We start from the raw sequence: 16,438 nt of genomic DNA, 5'->3' as shown, positions 1-16,438 counted from the left end.
TCCACGCTTCTAATTTTTAAATTGGCTAAAATATTTATATTTTAGCCCTTAGTTTTTTATACTAACTACCCTCAAAAATTAGCAATCATCAAAAAACAATTTATATTTTAGAAGTTTTCCATTTTTAAAGACGAATTCTATTGAATCATTTCCACTTTCAGCCAGCCCACTATAAACAGCATTCTTATTTTCAGCGTCCATCCACAATTCATATTTTTTGAATTGTTGCATAAAACTCTTTTGATCTATCCCACTACGAATCTTTTGCCCATGAAACACTAGCGCATTGTTCTGACTAAAATAAACCTCTTTAATGACACCTGTGTCTAAAAGTTTAAAGCTGCCATAATCATATTCATCTGGGAAATAGCCACCGTTACATTCATCTGGTTTTCCTTTAACAATACTTTTCGGTTTACCCAACGAACGTATAGGTACCTCCCAATTATTGTACGTTTTACCCTGAATAATAGGTTGAGCAAATGGAGCTGCAAACAGTGGCTGTGAAACCAGACACATCAATGCTAAACCCAATATTTTATTTTTCATTCTAGATATTCTTCAAAAACTAATCGGCTCAGTATAAATAAAATTCGAAGTAAATACGCCCCACAAACGACAATTCATCCAACGATATTATTTAATACGATGTTTCAACCTCACATCAGAAAAACATCGCACTAATTTAGAACCTACATCATTTCAATATAGTCTCTTTGCACTTACAACTCTTTATGCTTCTCAATCAAATCCTCAAGATTCTGATAAACATGCAACACGCGATCTTTATGCGTTCGTGCGTTATCCAAACGCTGCTCAGGATCAACCAATAATAAGGTGTGACCATCATCAATCAAGCGATCAATCCCCTCCAAAAACATCCTTTTTCCGACATCATGAATCAGGGAAATCTGGGATAAATCAATCACGATACTACTGTTATCGTCTGGCTCACATTGCAACGTCCGTAACAACATTTCGGCTTCAGTAAATTTCAAAACACCACGAAGTACATACACACTCAATGAAGCATCTTTACCAGTTCGATAATGACTCTGCACAATCGTTTGTGCGGAAGGTGTGCCTTCCATCAAATGCAAGCCCATATCACGAGAGAGTCGTTCCATGATATCGATGCCACGTACACTATTGCCATGTTCATCGAGTCGAGGAGAAAAAGCCGCAATGCTGACCTGACCGGGTAACACGCCCAAGATTCCACCAGCAACACCACTTTTGGCAGGAATGCCAACCGTTGTGAGCCAATCCCCCGCTGCATCGTACATACCACAGCTCATCATCACGCTCAGGACTTGACGTACCACAGCACGATTCAATAAACGCTTTCCAGTTTTAGGATCGACCCCGCCATTGGCAAAAACACTGCCCATCCGTACCAGATCTTTGACCGTTACCAAGATTGCGCATTGACGAATATAGCCATTCACAATATCAACAGGATCGGACTCTAAAATCCCTACGGTTCGCAACATATAACCAATCGAGAGATTACGGTAAGCGGTTTTCACCTCAGATTCATATACCGCATCATCAAATTGCAGTTCACGACCAGCCAGCTCGCTCATAAACTGACGTAAAATTTCTGCGCCAGATACATCTTCTTTTGGTGGGATCAAAGAATGTGTGGTGATGGCCCCCGAATTAATCATCGGATTTTTAGGACGGCGATCTTTCCCCAATGAAATTTCATTAAAGGCCTCACCCGAAGGCTCAACGCCGACTTTTTCTAATACAGCATCTATTCCAAGCTGTTGAAGCACATAGGCATACGTGAAGGGTTTAGACATCGACTGAATGGTGAATTCAATTTCATCATCGCCAACAGAATAGATTTCACCATCAACAGTAGATAATGCCAGCGCTAATCGGGTGGGATTGGCATTGGCTAACTCAGGAATATAATCGGCGAGATTTCCTCTGTTATCAGTATCACAGGCATCGATCACATGTGCCAAATAATCAGGAAGAGGAGTTTTCATGGTCATCTAGCCTTTAAGTGTTTCAAATTTTATTCAGATAAATCTATAGTACAGAGTACCGATCATATAAAAATTATAGCTTTTGTAGTGATTTAAGATCACGATACAGGACTGGAACTAAAACCAATTTGCCATTGGTTAGAGAAATTAATTCAATCGTTCAACAAATAGAATCCCATCCAGATGATCGACTTCATGCTGAACAATGCGTGCAGGAAAGCCTTCAAAAGTGGTTTCAATGACTTCACCCTGTAAGGTGTAATAACGGACTTTAATTGCTTGCGCCCTTTCAACCTGTCCACGTTCATTTGGTACACTGAGACAGCCTTCTTCACCCAAACAGGTCGTTTGAGAAAATTCTAAAATCTCAGGATTAACCATCACCACAGCATCCATTTCAGGTGCATCGGGATAGCGTGGATTCGGTCGAGATGCCACAATAATTAAGCGCTTTGAAATATAGACTTGTGGCGCTGCAATCCCGACACCATTGCGCTCAAGCATGGTCGCATGCATGGCAGACGCCAGTTGCAATAACCATTCACTATTAAATTCCCCGTTCGCGACCGCCGCCGCTTTAATTTTTAAAATCTCTTCACCACGTTGTGCTACAGGTAGAATTACACTCATCCCACGCCCTTATAATTGTTTTGACCAAATAGTGAAGAATATCGTATTGGATATTTTATCGAGTTACCATAATTTTCATTTAAGAATATTGTCATAATATATTTGCGAAAAAAATAACGATGGCAAACCATAATGAATGCAACCCAACTATTTTTAGGTGTCATTTTTAGTTCGATCGGCTTAGGCTATTTCCTCTATGGAAAAAAACAGAAAATGACGGTGCCGTTGGTCTGTGGCTTGGTCTTGATGCTGTTTACCTATTTTATCGATAGCACGGCGATGATCAGTATTATTGGAATAATTCTTTCAATCCTTCCCTATTTCTTACGTTTCTAAAACAAAAAACTCCCCAAATGGAGAGTTTTCTATGCATTGAAAATTAGAGGTGTTTCTTTAATTCATCTGCAACAATTTCGATTTCAAGATTGCTGAATTTACGAATTTCACCTTCAGCATGCTTCTCTAACATCCCGCCAATCAACGGTACTTTTACTTTAACCGTCCACGTTAAAGAGATATTCACTTTTTCGCTGTCGCCTGTCACGCTACGCTCACCTTTCGCTTCCAAAGGCAAGTTCGCCCCCAACTCAACCGTAGAGGTTAAGTTTTTCAAATGTGTGATGTCAGAACGTTTTAAGCGGAATGCATTCTTTAATAATTTTTTTGCCACCTCTGGAATATTCACATCCAGATTGTATTCACGGCGTAAGGTATAAATATCACCATTGACCGCAGATTCAATAATTTCCAGATTTTCCCCAGGAATACGTTTGCACACTGCTTCATGCAATGAAGTATCCGCCACCAGTCGTGAAAAGTCCTCAATTGAAACACCATGAATTGTTTCATTAACCGTAAATTGATGTGCCATTTTTAAATTTCCATTTCGTTTTATTAGGATTTCATCATTGCGCAAAAGTATAGCATTCTCATTTACATCTCAAAATCTGATCAGGCAAAAATGGATGACTGCTCGGATTAGTTATTTTTATTGTAATGATGACGCATGCCTAATTTGACCGTAACGCGTTCTGTTCGGCTGATATACAGATAGTGATCTCCATATTCAATCACCGCATAAAATTGTTCAGCACCATCATCCAGTCCAGTGGCTGACCATATCGTGCCTTGCGGAAACTCATCTAACCATGTCGCTTTATAAAAATCTGAAACCGAATCAAAATCCAGATACATGTCTGGATCAGCCATGATTTTGGCTGCCATCTGGTCAAATTTTTGTTGCTTAAAGGCATCTAGATTGAGTAACACAATACTTCCTTATTTATTTAAATAACGCTCAAATTTTCTCGTTGAATCTCAAGTTCATCTTAAGCTGAATTACAAAAATACAGTGATTTTTTTATCGCTCTATTTTGCGGGGGAATCCCCTGTTTTTCTAGATTATTTTCAGTTTTATCATCACTTTTCAAACGATGCTGATTTGCTCACCTAGACTCAATATGTTATCAACATCTTATGCTTTCATTTTTTATAACCATAAAGGAGTAATATAAGATGTCATATCAAAATATATTAATACCTGTTGATGATTCTCCAATTTCCTATGCGGCAGTTGAACATGCACTTTCTTTAGCAAAATTATCAGGAGCAAAGGTGACCATCCTTAGTGTGGTTGTGGTTGATCCTTTTGTTGGTGTTGATTTTTATCAATTTGCACCTGCGGTTACCGATTATTTTATGCAAGCCGAAGCGCATGCCAAAACCCAACTACAGGATATTTCCCAATCCTTTGTCCGTGATGGTATTGAGGTTAACACCAAAATTCATCATGGTTCAGCCAGTGAAGGCATTCTTTTCGTTGCCGATGAAGTCGGTGCAGATTTAATTGTGATGGGTTCACATGGACGTACTGGCGTGAAACGCCTATTGCTAGGGAGCGTGGCACGTGCCGTTTTGACTGAATCGCATATTCCAGTGCTGATCATCAAACAATAAGCTGTAAATTTCCCAAAAACCTTGTGCCTTATCACAAGGTTTTTTTCTTGTCTGGATCAAAACCTTTTGACCGTTAATCCCCCCATCCCGAACATTTACAACCCTATTCCATGCCTTGAAAAGATGCTTCACTACTGGCATGGACATTGATTTTCTATTTTAAATATTGAGTGAAATCAATTTACTGCGAATAGAAAAAATGACCGTTAATAAAAAAATCAGCGCTAAAAATAAGACACGGTTTTCCAAGGATGATCAATATGAAACGCAATCCAATTTTAATCGGCCTGTGTGCCCTTTTTGCCAGCACAGTGAATCATGCTGCTGCACTGGATCAGTCAGGCCAATCCATTTTAGCTTTTCTGGAAAATGGCAATTATGTTGAAGTGAGTGCGACCGCGGTAGATCCGGATATTTCAGGGAAAATCCGTAATCGCCCAGAGCTGGTTAATGATCCGCAAAATCTGAACTCAGGCAATATGGGCAATAGCTTTCAATATTATGCCGCCGCGCTCAAGCTACAACTCACCGACCGAATCAGCTTCGGCTTGCTCTATGACCAGCCTTTTGGCGCGGACATTACTTATCCGATGCAGTCCAATAATACCTTTTCGGATAATGAATTTACCCAGCAAGGCACCTCAGTCAATGTCGATACCGAAAGTATCAGTATGATTTTTGGGGTCAGCCCGTTTAGCAATTTTCAACTGTATGGTGGTGCTGTTTATCAATCCGTCAAAGGCGATGTGGCACTACGAGGTAATTCTTATAGCGAAGCCTTTAATGGTTATGATGCCAAGTTTAAACAGGATCATGCTGTCGGCTGGCTGGCGGGTCTGAGTTATCAAATACCTGATATTGCTTTAAAAGCGGCAGTCACCTATCGCTCCAAGATCGACCACGACATGCAAGTTACCGAAACCATGTTTGGTCAGCCTTTAGAAGTGACAACACCAAGTAAAACCAAAATCAGTACGCCACAATCGGTGAGTCTTGATTTTCAAACAGGTGTTTATAAAGACACGCTCGCCTATGCCAATGTCCGCTGGGTCAACTGGAAAGATTTCCATATTCGCCCAACCCAGTTTGGCGCAGTAACAGAATATCTGACAGGCCTAATCAGTGAAGGTACATACACAGGTGGTTTTGATTTGGACAGCTATCAAAAAGATCAGTGGATGGCGAATGTCGGTATTGGACATCAGTTTAGCGAAAAATGGAGTGCATCTACGGAAGTGAGTTGGGACTCTGGGACAGGTGATCCAGCATCCACTTTGAATCCAACGCAAGGTTCATGGGGCTTGGGTGTAGGCGTTCAGTTTAATCCAGCACCCAACTACTTTATTGCAGGTGGAATTAAGTACTTCTGGCTCGGTGATGTCGTTGCCGAAGATGGTACCTATTACATTCCCGTACCAGGGATTAAACCGATTGCTGAACAGGCCGACTTTAAAGATAACAGTGCGATCGGTTATGGTTTGAAAATTGGTTATCGCTTTTAGACAGTAAATTCATCCGAGTAGGAACAGTGCTTTAAATCTTGTTCCTACCTGGCTATCTCCTAGTATCAAATACACGGATTAGATTAGAATCTCAGCAGCCTTATTCTTATAGCCCATTTGATCTCTAGGAAAGACCAATGAAAAAAACATCGCTTAGCTTTTTGTTTATATTGAGCCTATTCTTGCCTGTAGCAGCTTTGGCCAATTCGACTGATCCCAAAGAAAGTATGGATATTTTTATTGGCACCCTAAGCATAAAAGATAAAAAAGCCATTTTGACGCGATGTGATATTGCAGCAAATGAATATGTTCTCAAAGATGCTGATTGGACAAATGAAAAAGTCATCTCCAATTTCCTGTCAAAAGCCAAAAAACTTAAACAACCGATTTATGCAGAAGTCATTGCCGCTTATAAAAGTGAAAATGACACCAATATTTTACTGGTAGATTCGATTGAAAATCTGACTGAAGCCAAAAGCTGTCATTTGAGCGATTTATTTTAAAACTCAAAATACACGGCAGGCTTTTAGGTTGAATGTTGATGAGTAATGCTCAATCACTCACTAAAAGTTTGCCATGACTCAAAAGCATGGTTGCGATACAACTTTAACTCGGAAAACTGAGGAATAATCGCTTCACTCTGCGTTGGTCTTAAAAACACAAAATCATCGACCTGAATATCACAATCCTTCGGCACATTGACCAGTTCCTGATTACTGCTTCGCCCATACAACGCATGCGTATGCGATTGAGCAGGATAGACATAATCAGCCAGCCAATAGCCGCCATAAATAAACAGTGCTTTGCATTTATGTGGCAATTTATCCAGTAAAGACATCGAAGGAAGCTGGGTAAATGGCAGAACTTTTAACACAGGTGCTGCGATCCATAAAGCAGGTTGTAATGCTCTTAAAAAATCACTGTCAAAATCACTCGGTTTGAGCAACATTGAACCAAAAGACAAATCATTGCAGACACTTTGAGTGGTATGAAAGCTAAAGGTCGGACTGCCGCCGCCATTAAAACAAAGCTCATCATTCCAGAGCATCAGAAAATGATTTTGGATTAACTTTTGGTAAGTGGCATAGGTCTGTTGCGAACTTTGATAAGCCAGTTCAGGTTTTTTAATGATGGCAGGAATTTTACTGACATGCGCATCATAGCCCATCAAACCAGAGAGCTTTAAATACTGCGGATATTGTTGAATCAGCTTTAATATTTCAGTCAGTTGCGCTGTAGATTGCACCCCACCACGATGTAAACCAACATCAATCTCAATATTCACCTGCAAACATAGAGCATAGAGCTGGGCAATCTCAAGATATTGCTGTAAGCGTTGTTTGGTATCAATCAGCCACTGAATATTGGCATTTGACCATTCTGCATGCTGTTCAAAAAATTGACGAACCGCTTGGGCAGGCATCGGTTTGCCTAACAGGATATCGGCTTCGGCAAAATTTTCTAACATTGAAATAATATGCGGTTGATGGAACACCATAAAGCGTTGTGTATTGATCTGTTCAGATAACACCTTGAGCAAATCTAGACTGGCTAAAGACTTTACCACCAAGCGTGCTTTTAAGTGTTTGGCATGAGCAAGACGAATTTGAACATACTGGATATTTTGTTTTAAGGCCACCTCATCGATGATCAGTTGCGGTGTGGCAATCCCCTGTTTTTTCAGGTCGAGATTGAGTTGCTTAAAATAATGATCCAACATGGCAATACCTTTTTCAATCCAAGAAAATTTACATACAATTTGGTACGCTTCTCAGGGCAAAACCAAAGTAAGGCTAGCCGCAGGCTTATCCTAAAATGGATAAAAACTCGGCAAGACTCCGTTAAGTTAATTATTTTTCAATAAATTAAATAAACATTTAAATCAAACCCAAGTTAAAACTAACCTAAAAACAACTTTTCCAGATAGGGGTTTAAAAACTTGGCTTCTGGATCAAGCTGCTGACGCAAAGCCATAAAATCATCCCACTTTGGATATAGAGCACGAAGCTGTGTCTTGTTCATGGTATGCATTTTACCCCAATGCGGACGCCCCTGATATTTCTGCAAGATCGGTTCAACCACATCAAAAATCAAACGCGGATCTTGTTTATAGTATTGATGCACCGAGATCGAAATCGAATCTTGCTGATAAAAAGGACTGAGCCAGATATTATCTCCCTTCACAAAGCGAAATTCGAGTGGAAAAAAAGTCGCAACCTTATTGGCCCTTAACGCATGCAATACTTCATCCAAACATTCAATTCCACGATCAACAGGAATTTGATATTCCATTTCATTGAACTTGGTATTACGAGGCGTTGGGAAAATTGTGCTCGACCAATCCACATAGGTCGTCGGTTTAACAAAGATTCCCAATAGCTTCTGTAAATAAGGATTTAATGAAGGAAAGTTTTTGGTCAACTCAGAACATAAAGTCAGTAAGGTATCATCAGAAGGGAAATTCTCCTTCCGTGGCAAAATCTCTTCATCAGTCTCATCCAGAGTTTTCAGCATCAACTGCTTTTCATAGGAGAATACAAAACATTCAATATGCCGATGCTGATACTTCCATTGCTGAATATGCTGCATCATGTCCTCTACAGGACAAAGTTCAATATGTTCTTTTAATTTATAACACGGACGATTTTGCATGGTGATTTGAGTCAATATCCCCAAACTCCCCAAAGACACTCGTCCAGCCGCAAAAATTTCAGGATGTTCAGTACGACTGCATTTTAGGATTTCACCTGAAGCTGTCAGTAGCTCGAAAGCTTCAACATAGGCCGAAATACAATGCAAATCTGCCCCTGTACCATGTGTCCCCGTAGACACCGCTCCTGCTAGACTTTGCTGATCAATATCCCCCTGATTCATCAGGGCTTGGTCAATTTGCTGCTGTTTTAAATGTTGGTCTAAATCATATAAACGTGTGCCTGCATAGATACTGCTTTGACATCGATCAACATCAGTCGATGCAATCCCTGCAATATGATCCAGAGACAATAAGGTGGCATCGGTACAGACCAACGGCGTAAAAGAATGTCCTGCACCCACTACCCGTATTTTTTGATGTGCTTGAACGATGGTCTGTAGTTCTTGAATATTAGCAGGGTGAAGAATCTGCTGCGGTTTGGCTTTTTGAAAACCAGACCAATTTGACCAAATTCCTTGTTTTAGATCACTCATACTGCCTCTCCTTGGCTGACGGCAGTTTTTAAGTTGCCATGATTCGTGCGTTTTGCGAGTTCTTGTTTTGGAATGGGCTGTGGACATGTCATTTCATCGTAATGACGTTTATGTTTTTCTAATAATAATTGTTCTGCTAAATCTTTGAATTTGCTTTGACAGGCAGCTAAAGTCCATTGCCCAAATAAGGTATGTCCGCCCTTATACGCCTGCTCCTGATATTCCTCATAAGTGGTGACATACCCCATATAATCATTGCAGTATGAAGCGAACCAAACTTTTTCAATTGAAGTCTGTGCAGCAAGCGTCTGTTTCACTGTAGCGACAACACGTTGCCCTGCAATGGTTGTAAATTCGCCTGGACAACATATCAGTGCCAAAGACCCTAATCGCACAATTTGTAAGGGAACAACGCTCGGCACTAAAGGACTGTCCTGAATCGCGCCTGCTTTGACTTGTCGATTCATCTCGGCAATCAATGGATCAAGAATACTGGGCGGAAAGCCAATCGGCTGGCCTAAAATCTTTTTAGCACCTGCTTCCAATACAATCTGCTTTGGTCCTTGTGAAGCATACAGCTGCTGATCAACAATAAAATCTGCTGAATTTGAATTTTTAAGTTTATGTTTACGCAGTTGATCCGCTAAAAATTGCATCCCCATAATGAATGGTTTGGGCGCACCTAAACCATCCACAGGCGTACCTGCAAAAAATGCAGTGCCGTGACAAGGCTGACTGGTTTTGGCATTATGCTGTCCATAGGCAAATTCAGCAGGAACTTCAATATTACTCAGATCAACATAGGACAAAACGGCATCTATCTTGCCTTCAACTTTTTCCAGATTTTTAGAAATATCCTGCTGTAAAGCCGTCAAAGCCAATTCACTTTGATAACGTCCATTTTGTTGTGCGTATTGATACTCCTGCTCACCTTTAATCTGATGACGAATCTTAAGCTGGTCTTTACCATGAAAATGCGGCGATACATCTCCTGCGGTGGATTGGGCAAAAATTGCCACAGGATTTTGAATACCTTGCTCAACTAAAGCCTGCTCTGAAAATGCAGCTGCATAACCTTTATTATCACCATCATACGCTTTTAAGGTGTTTCCCAAACAGGTGGCATGTACGCCAAAGAAAGAAATAAAGGACTGTAATTTCTGTTCACGATAAAAACCAATCAGTTGCATTTCTCGATTTAAAGCCAAATGCGTTTCAGCTTCGGAATGTAGTCTCACCTCGGGATTTCGATTATACGCTTTGATTGAACGATTCCATGCGACAGGTATCTGTTCGGGAAAATGCTCTGTGCTGGTAAAAATTTCAGTATCTTGTTCTACCGCAATCGCATGTTCAATGCTCAGTACAATCGCTTTAACAATGGCATTTAAATGTTCAGGTACAAAACCCGGTGTCGGCAGATTATATAAAGCTTCATGCGCACAACCGCCTGGCCCTGAATGGGTATGCGTTGCTGTTAACACCAATTGATTTTCATCAAATGTTGAGCCTAATCGTTCAGTTAATTGCGCGACTGTTTGGCTACGCATGGCATGGGTAATACAGCCTAAATCCAGACAACAGATCAGCAGTCGATTGTGGTATTGATCAACAATACTCACACTTCGGGCATATAAAGCTGTACGTTGCTCATAAGCACGATGAGACCATTGCCCATAACCAAACATGGCATAACCTTTCGGCGTTATTTTAATTTCCTTTTTATCCCAACCCACCTGATACATTGGTGCTTTCCTTTTAAAATTCTTTTTCTAGCTGTCTTAAGCCTGTTGAAAGTTAATCAAAATTATGCGATACCCAACAGGGTTAAAGGAACTTTTCTTGGGGGGCAAAACGGACTTATGCCTAAACACAGCATCTATAAAAATGACCAGCAGCAGTTTATTCCACCCACGATTTTAGCCAGCCTGATCCACTATGCAGAGCAACAGCAGTGGGAATATGCCGTCTGGTTTCAAGACTCTGGTCTGGATATCGCTCAAATTCAGCAAACCCAGGGCGTTGTTCGTTTCCCACAGCTTTGCGATGTCGTGCGTCAAGCCATTGCAGCCTATCAACAACCCGACCTCGGCTTAAAACTTGGCAGTAGTGAGGGTTTGATTTCAATGGGGATTTTGGGTTTTGCCATGCAATCATGCAAGACCGTGGCTGATGCTTTAGACATTGCGCTGCGTTACCATCGTATTTCTGGCAGCGTGCTCAACCTCAACTTTAGTCTCCAAGCGGATGCCTGTGAGCTGGAAGTGATTGATTCTCATCCCTGTGATGATCTGGAAGCTTTTTTCCACGATGAATTATTTAGCAGCATCATCACCTGTCTAAACGCGATGCTGGGTGATCATGATGATGTGATTAGTCTTGCTCTCAGCTATTTCCCTAACCAATACCAAGAACAATATAAAACTATCTTTGGCTGTCCGATTCAATTTAACAGTCCTAAAAATATCATCCGCTTTAATAGCAGCATGTTGCAACGTGGCTTAAAGAATTACAGCCCAGCCAACTATGCAACTGCCATCCAAATCTGTGAGCAAGCCTTAAAAGAAATTGATCAGCTCAATCAAGTCGGTTATGTGCATTTACTCGATCATTTAATTGAACAGCAATTACCTGAACGTTTCGAGATGCAGCAAGCCGCTGAACATTTACGCATCAGTGAACGCCATCTAAGACGACAATTATTATCGGAAGGTCTAAGTTTTCAACAAATTCGGCAAAATGTCTTGGAGCGTAAAGCTAAACAACTTATTGAACAGAACCTGTCCATGAGTGAGATCAGCATGCAATTGGGTTTTAGTGAGCTCCGCGAATTCCGACGTGCCTTTAAACGTTGGACGGGACAAGCGCCTTCCGTTTATAAACAAGAGGCTCATCTTAATTAAATATACTTTGAAAATTCTGGATTAATTAATTGGTGCTATCCACCATTGTATAAAGAACTTCTCTCTGGAATCACTGGTGCTACACGTCATCCACAACCTGCGTGAGATTAATCAAATGCTATTTCTGCGATTAATTTAAAGAGATGTTGGAAGTAAACAGGTTTTGTGGATGACAAAGTTTTTGGTTACTTTTTCAAAAAAGTAACTCCAGCCGAAGGCAAATCCTAAAATAGGATGAGATCTCTGTAAGATTCCACCGAAGCGATCAAATTATAAAATAAAACCGAAAGGATCAAACTATAAAATAAAAAAGCTCAGGATTTTACCCAAGCTTTTTATCTAAAACTAAATATTAACTTGCTGCTTGATAAAACGGCACATCACCATTAATCGTGGCACGATGCATAATTCGATGTGCATCACCATAATCAAATAAAGCCTTATGCTGCGTGCAACGATTATCCCAAATCGCCACATCACCCGCTTGCCATTGCCAACGCAAATGGAACTGCTCATTGGTTGCATGGGCAAATAGATACTGCAACAACTCAGCGCTTTCCGTCTCATCCAGCTCATTAATACGCGTGGTAAACCCTTCGCTCACGAACAAAATCGGCTGGCCTGTAACTGGATGCGTTCTCACCACAGGGTGAATAACAGGTGGATTCCGCTTAAAGGTTTCTTCCAGTTTTTTACGCTCAACATCATTATGCGCAAAACGCTCAATCGGGAAAGATTGACGGATATCATGCGTTGCGGTTAAGCCTTTTAACTTCTTCTGTAAATCTTGATCTAGCGCAGCAAATGCAGCTGCCCCACTCGACCATAACGTATCGCCACCTACAGGTGGAATTTTAATCGCTTGCAATACACAGCCCAATGGCGGCTTCTGGCTAAAGGTCACATCGGTATGCCAGAGCTCATTGTCACGTAAATCCTGTTTCCAGCTGTCCAGTACAATGATTTCAGGTACATTTTCTACAGATGGATAGATCGGGTGAATATGCAGAGAACCGAAGCTACGTGCCAGTTCAGCTTGTGCGTGTGGCGCTAGCTGCTGATTACGAAAGAAAATGACATGATGATCAAGCAATGCTTGTTGAATTTGTTGTGTGGTATGTTCATCAGCCGTGTTTAAATCAACATCGTGAATAATTGCACCGATTGTTGGTTTAATTATTTCAATATTTAACGTCATCTCTAACTCTCTCATCTTTACTATTTGCACTTACAGCTGTTGACCATACCAAGGAGATAATTGCTTCTGTAACCAACGCAAGAATAATTCAAAACTGACTGCGACAATCGCAATCACAATAATGCCCAGCACGACGGTATCCGTAATCAGGAACTGCGCCGCCGATTGCACCATAAAACCAATACCTCGATCTGCCGCGACTAATTCCGAAGCCACTAAGGTTGACCAACCCACACCTAAACCAATACGAATCCCCGTTAAAATATGCGGTAACGCAGTCGGTAAAATCACATGCCAAAATACTTGTGACTGGCTCGCCCCTAATGATAAGGCTGCACGCTCACGATTGAGCTGATGACTCAGCACCCCATGCGTACTACTGATAATTACTGGCGCAAGAATGGAGAAGAAAATCAAAAGCACTTTGGTGGTTTCACCAATCCCGAACCAGATCACCAATAATGGCAAATACGCTAACGGTGGAATCGGACGCAACAACTCAACCAATGGATCAAGCACTGCACGAACCCATTTATTCAGCCCCATCCACAAACCTAAAGGCACGCCAATCGCAATCGCTGCAACAAGTGCCAGCAAGACACGCGAAATACTCGCTGCCAAATGCTGCCATAAGGTCGCTTTCATAAAGCCTTGCTGGCTAACTTCAAGGAACTTTTGCCATACCGCTTGTGGACTCGGCAGAAATAAACTTGGAACAATTTTTAATGCAGTGATCAGGTACCAAATCACCAAGACACTCAATACGCTCGATAAACTCAATACCAAGCTACGATGGCGAGCAATAAATCCACCTAATGCATTCAAAACTGAAGCCGGTTGTTTATCCGATGCTTGAAGTGCAACTGGCTTGGTCACTTCATAGGCTGTATTTTTAGCTTGACCCGTCATACAGCCACCTCATGCCCTGCCTGTTTCTGCACACGTAAACGTTCAAACAGTTGTTCACGCAATTGAATAAATTTGGGATCGGATTTAATTGCTCGAATCGATTCACCCTGCTTATAACGATCTGCAAAATCCAGCTTTAAAGTTTCGACAATCTTGCCCGGTCGAGCTGTCATTAACACCAGTTGATTGCTCAACAACAACGCTTCTTCAATGTCATGCGTGATCAGGAAGAACGATTTATTTTGCTCAATCCACAGATCCAGAACCAACTGCTGCATGGTTTCACGAGTAAAAGCATCTAAAGCTGCAAAAGGCTCATCTAATAAAATAAAGGCTGCGTGGCTAATCAAAGCACGTGCAATACCGACACGTTGTTTCATGCCACCTGACAATTCCCAGATATTGGCTTGAGCAACATGGCTTAAACCCACAATTTTCAAGATTGCATCGACTTGTTGTTGAATCTCTTGCGCTTTCAAACCTTTGAGCTGTAAAGCAAAACCAATATTTTCCGAGACATTTAACCACGGCAATAACGCATGATCCTGAAAGACCACCGCACGGCGTGCGTCAGGCGCAGTCACGACTTCATGATCCAGTTTAATCTGGCCTGAACTCGGTGCTTGGAAACCTGCCAAAATATTTAACAAAGTGGTTTTACCACAGCCAGACTCGCCCAAAATCACAGTCAAGGTGCCTTCTTCAATCTTCAGATTAATATCTTGAAGCACAGGTAACGTCTGCTTTGGAAAAGTTAAATGAAGATGCTCAGCAGCTAATACGCTCATTTCGATCTCCTATGGCTGTAAGAATTGAGTCGTGACATTGCCCTGATAATCAGGCTTCACCTGATCGACCTTGCCCTGACTTTTTAAGAAAGTCGCTGTATCAAAAATATTTTTGGCAAATTCACCTGCTAAAGTCGCTTGTTGCTGCTGACCATCCAGATAAATATTTCCTGAAAGTAATAATGGAATGTCTTTGGCATCAGAACCCGTCAATTGAGCAATTTTCTGGATATGATCTGCATTCTGCTCAAATGCTTTTGGATCTTGGTTATAGGCTTCGATCTGTTGCAAACTGGTCTTCACGAATGCTTTCAAGAACTCAGGATTTTTCTCGGCAAAGTCTTTACGCACGACCCAAAGATCATAAGTTGGCGCGCCCCATTCACCGACCTGTTTTGAGTCAGTTAAAACATGGCCGCTGGCTTTGACTTTGCTTAAAGCAGGTTCCCATACATAAGTCGCATCGATATCACCACGTTCCCATGCTGCTGTAATTTCAGGTGGACGCAAATTGATGATCTTGACCTGATTGTCTGCAATATTCCAATGCTTTAAAGCGGACAATAAGCTGTAATGTGTGGTTGAAACGAATGGCACAGCGATGGTTTTTCCAATCAAATCCTGCGGCGTTTTAATGCCTGATTTGTTGCTGACCACCAATGCCTCAGAACCACCTAATTTTGCTGTCACCAAAAACACTTCAATCGGTAAATCACGGCTAGCTGCAGCCGCCAATGGACTTGAGCCAATATTGCCAATCACGACATCGCCCGAAGCTAATGCATTGACCACATCTGAACCCGCATCAAATTTACGCCATTGAATCGCCTGTCCACTCTCTCGCTCATAGTCACCGTTGGCTTGTGCAACTTTGGTAGGATCAATACCAGTCTGATAGGCAATTACCACCGCTTTATTATTTCTAGACTGAGCAGGTGCAGCATCTTTTTGATTTTGATAGACAATAAAAGCAACAATCGCCACAAGGACGATCGCTGTAACGATTAACGGCTTGGTGTTCTTGATGCCCATAATTAGATGATCTTTCAACAATATCTGCTTATGGTATGCGCGAGGCTATATGATTAAAAATAAGAAAAAGTGAGTTACTTATTCTTTTTAAAGATAAGAATAAGCTTTAAACAATTTTTGCTGTTTTTATCGTCTACTCATATTTTTAATGCTATTTCATTTTATTTTCTCATGACATTTTGCTGATAGTTAAAGGGGTCTTTAATTGAAAAGTAAAATATTTATTTTTAATAACTTCAGCATTAAAACTCATAACAATAATTTCAACATAGATATGTAATAAAAATCATATTAATAATCCGTATAAAAAACTGATTATTGATCAAAAGTAGAT

16 protein-coding genes and 1 pseudogene are annotated in these 16,438 nt (G+C 41.0%); 5 read left to right on the top strand and 12 right to left on the bottom strand.

Features of this window, described 5'->3' with window-relative positions; all coding sequences use genetic code 11:
- Positions 1–78: 78 nt before the first annotated feature.
- From AWW72_RS12050 to def, 3 genes are all read right to left on the bottom strand, one after another.
- Complete coding sequence (locus AWW72_RS12050) at positions 79–549, bottom strand: hypothetical protein (RefSeq protein ID WP_062847504.1); 471 nt, start codon at positions 547–549, stop codon at positions 79–81.
- Positions 550–722: 173 nt separating this feature from the next.
- Positions 723–2,000: a glutaminase gene (locus tag AWW72_RS12045; protein ID WP_062847503.1), complete on the bottom strand. Its 1,278-nt coding sequence runs from the start codon at positions 1,998–2,000 to the stop codon at positions 723–725.
- A 147-nt stretch (positions 2,001–2,147) separates the two neighbouring features.
- Positions 2,148–2,630, bottom strand: coding sequence for a peptide deformylase (gene def / locus AWW72_RS12040; RefSeq protein WP_004771264.1), 483 nt, complete (start codon positions 2,628–2,630; stop codon positions 2,148–2,150).
- A gap of 132 nt (positions 2,631–2,762) precedes the next feature.
- Between def and AWW72_RS12035 the strand changes: the two genes are divergently transcribed.
- The gene (locus tag AWW72_RS12035) at positions 2,763–2,966 is read left to right on the top strand and encodes a hypothetical protein (RefSeq protein ID WP_062847502.1); all 204 of its coding nucleotides are present in this window, start codon (positions 2,763–2,765) and stop codon (positions 2,964–2,966) included.
- 43 nt (positions 2,967–3,009) lie between these two features.
- On the opposite strand, the gene AWW72_RS12030 is transcribed toward AWW72_RS12035, so the two are convergent.
- Together AWW72_RS12030 and AWW72_RS12025 are read right to left on the bottom strand one after the other, a co-directional pair.
- Entirely contained in the window at positions 3,010–3,501 is a 492-nt protein-coding gene (locus AWW72_RS12030; RefSeq protein ID WP_047432263.1) for a DUF2505 domain-containing protein, read from the bottom strand.
- A gap of 107 nt (positions 3,502–3,608) precedes the next feature.
- A complete protein-coding gene (locus AWW72_RS12025; RefSeq protein WP_062847501.1) occupies positions 3,609–3,899 on the bottom strand; it encodes a hypothetical protein in 291 nt (96 codons plus the stop codon).
- 246 nt (positions 3,900–4,145) lie between these two features.
- Here AWW72_RS12025 and AWW72_RS12020 point away from each other — a divergent pair, with 246 nt between their 5' ends.
- The 3 genes from AWW72_RS12020 to AWW72_RS12010 all read left to right on the top strand — a co-directional run bounded on the left by AWW72_RS12020 (position 4,146) and on the right by AWW72_RS12010 (position 6,591).
- Entirely contained in the window at positions 4,146–4,586 is a 441-nt protein-coding gene (locus tag AWW72_RS12020; RefSeq protein ID WP_062847500.1) for a universal stress protein, read from the top strand.
- A 260-nt stretch (positions 4,587–4,846) separates the two neighbouring features.
- Complete coding sequence (locus tag AWW72_RS12015; protein ID WP_062847499.1) at positions 4,847–6,088, top strand: OmpP1/FadL family transporter; 1,242 nt, start codon at positions 4,847–4,849, stop codon at positions 6,086–6,088.
- 137 nt (positions 6,089–6,225) lie between these two features.
- The gene (locus AWW72_RS12010) at positions 6,226–6,591 is read left to right on the top strand and encodes a hypothetical protein (RefSeq protein ID WP_062847498.1); all 366 of its coding nucleotides are present in this window, start codon (positions 6,226–6,228) and stop codon (positions 6,589–6,591) included.
- A 53-nt stretch (positions 6,592–6,644) separates the two neighbouring features.
- Here the strand turns inward: AWW72_RS12010 and AWW72_RS12005 are convergent, their stop codons facing one another.
- The 3 genes from AWW72_RS12005 to AWW72_RS11995 all read right to left on the bottom strand — a co-directional run bounded on the left by AWW72_RS12005 (position 6,645) and on the right by AWW72_RS11995 (position 11,019).
- A complete protein-coding gene (locus AWW72_RS12005; protein WP_062847497.1) occupies positions 6,645–7,808 on the bottom strand; it encodes an alanine racemase in 1,164 nt (387 codons plus the stop codon).
- 179 nt (positions 7,809–7,987) lie between these two features.
- Complete coding sequence (locus AWW72_RS12000; protein WP_062847496.1) at positions 7,988–9,274, bottom strand: D-arabinono-1,4-lactone oxidase; 1,287 nt, start codon at positions 9,272–9,274, stop codon at positions 7,988–7,990.
- A complete protein-coding gene (locus tag AWW72_RS11995) occupies positions 9,271–11,019 on the bottom strand; it encodes a neutral/alkaline non-lysosomal ceramidase N-terminal domain-containing protein (RefSeq protein WP_062847495.1) in 1,749 nt (582 codons plus the stop codon). Before AWW72_RS11995 ends, AWW72_RS12000 begins: the two co-directional genes overlap by 4 nt.
- Positions 11,020–11,083: 64 nt before the next feature.
- Between AWW72_RS11995 and AWW72_RS11990 the strand changes: the two are divergent.
- Positions 11,084–12,177, top strand: a pseudogene (locus AWW72_RS11990) (AraC family transcriptional regulator).
- Positions 12,178–12,529: 352 nt separating this feature from the next.
- Here the strand turns inward: AWW72_RS11990 and tauD are convergent.
- The 4 genes from tauD to tauA are packed head-to-tail and all read right to left on the bottom strand — an operon-like array spanning position 12,530 to position 16,122.
- Positions 12,530–13,375, bottom strand: a complete 846-nt coding sequence (gene tauD / locus AWW72_RS11985) for a taurine dioxygenase (protein WP_062847493.1) — start codon at positions 13,373–13,375, stop codon at positions 12,530–12,532.
- Positions 13,376–13,405: 30 nt separating this feature from the next.
- A complete protein-coding gene (gene tauC, locus AWW72_RS11980; RefSeq protein WP_062847492.1) occupies positions 13,406–14,284 on the bottom strand; it encodes a taurine ABC transporter permease TauC in 879 nt (292 codons plus the stop codon).
- Positions 14,281–15,072 (bottom strand): taurine ABC transporter ATP-binding protein, encoded by a 792-nt coding sequence (locus AWW72_RS11975; RefSeq protein ID WP_062847491.1) that lies wholly within the window; start codon positions 15,070–15,072, stop codon positions 14,281–14,283. The genes tauC and AWW72_RS11975 overlap by 4 nt, the downstream gene beginning before the upstream one ends.
- A gap of 9 nt (positions 15,073–15,081) precedes the next feature.
- Positions 15,082–16,122 (bottom strand): taurine ABC transporter substrate-binding protein, encoded by a 1,041-nt coding sequence (gene tauA, locus AWW72_RS11970; RefSeq protein ID WP_171254718.1) that lies wholly within the window; start codon positions 16,120–16,122, stop codon positions 15,082–15,084.
- Between the last annotated feature and the right edge of the window lie 316 nt (positions 16,123–16,438).

The organism is Acinetobacter sp. NRRL B-65365 (assembly GCF_001605865.1).
Taxonomy (GTDB): domain Bacteria; phylum Pseudomonadota; class Gammaproteobacteria; order Pseudomonadales; family Moraxellaceae; genus Acinetobacter; species Acinetobacter vivianii.
Note: the sequence above shows the minus strand (reverse complement) of the source record. Positions and strands in the feature narration are given on the sequence as shown.

What these genes read in the sequence shown, in the direction of transcription:
- AWW72_RS12050 (WP_062847504.1), bottom strand. Translation starts at nt 549, where the DNA reads ATGAAAAATAAAATATTGGGTTTAGCATTGATGTGTCTGGTTTCACAG.
- AWW72_RS12045 (WP_062847503.1), bottom strand. Translation starts at nt 2,000, where the DNA reads ATGAAAACTCCTCTTCCTGATTATTTGGCACATGTGATCGATGCCTGT.
- def (WP_004771264.1), bottom strand. Translation starts at nt 2,630, where the DNA reads ATGAGTGTAATTCTACCTGTAGCACAACGTGGTGAAGAGATTTTAAAA.
- AWW72_RS12035 (WP_062847502.1), top strand. Translation starts at nt 2,763, where the DNA reads ATGAATGCAACCCAACTATTTTTAGGTGTCATTTTTAGTTCGATCGGC.
- AWW72_RS12030 (WP_047432263.1), bottom strand. Translation starts at nt 3,501, where the DNA reads ATGGCACATCAATTTACGGTTAATGAAACAATTCATGGTGTTTCAATT.
- AWW72_RS12020 (WP_062847500.1), top strand. Translation starts at nt 4,146, where the DNA reads ATGTCATATCAAAATATATTAATACCTGTTGATGATTCTCCAATTTCC.
- AWW72_RS12015 (WP_062847499.1), top strand. Translation starts at nt 4,847, where the DNA reads ATGAAACGCAATCCAATTTTAATCGGCCTGTGTGCCCTTTTTGCCAGC.
- AWW72_RS12010 (WP_062847498.1), top strand. Translation starts at nt 6,226, where the DNA reads ATGAAAAAAACATCGCTTAGCTTTTTGTTTATATTGAGCCTATTCTTG.
- AWW72_RS12005 (WP_062847497.1), bottom strand. Translation starts at nt 7,808, where the DNA reads ATGTTGGATCATTATTTTAAGCAACTCAATCTCGACCTGAAAAAACAG.
- AWW72_RS12000 (WP_062847496.1), bottom strand. Translation starts at nt 9,274, where the DNA reads ATGAGTGATCTAAAACAAGGAATTTGGTCAAATTGGTCTGGTTTTCAA.
- AWW72_RS11995 (WP_062847495.1), bottom strand. Translation starts at nt 11,019, where the DNA reads ATGTATCAGGTGGGTTGGGATAAAAAGGAAATTAAAATAACGCCGAAA.
- tauD (WP_062847493.1), bottom strand. Translation starts at nt 13,375, where the DNA reads ATGACGTTAAATATTGAAATAATTAAACCAACAATCGGTGCAATTATT.
- tauC (WP_062847492.1), bottom strand. Translation starts at nt 14,284, where the DNA reads ATGACGGGTCAAGCTAAAAATACAGCCTATGAAGTGACCAAGCCAGTT.
- AWW72_RS11975 (WP_062847491.1), bottom strand. Translation starts at nt 15,072, where the DNA reads ATGAGCGTATTAGCTGCTGAGCATCTTCATTTAACTTTTCCAAAGCAG.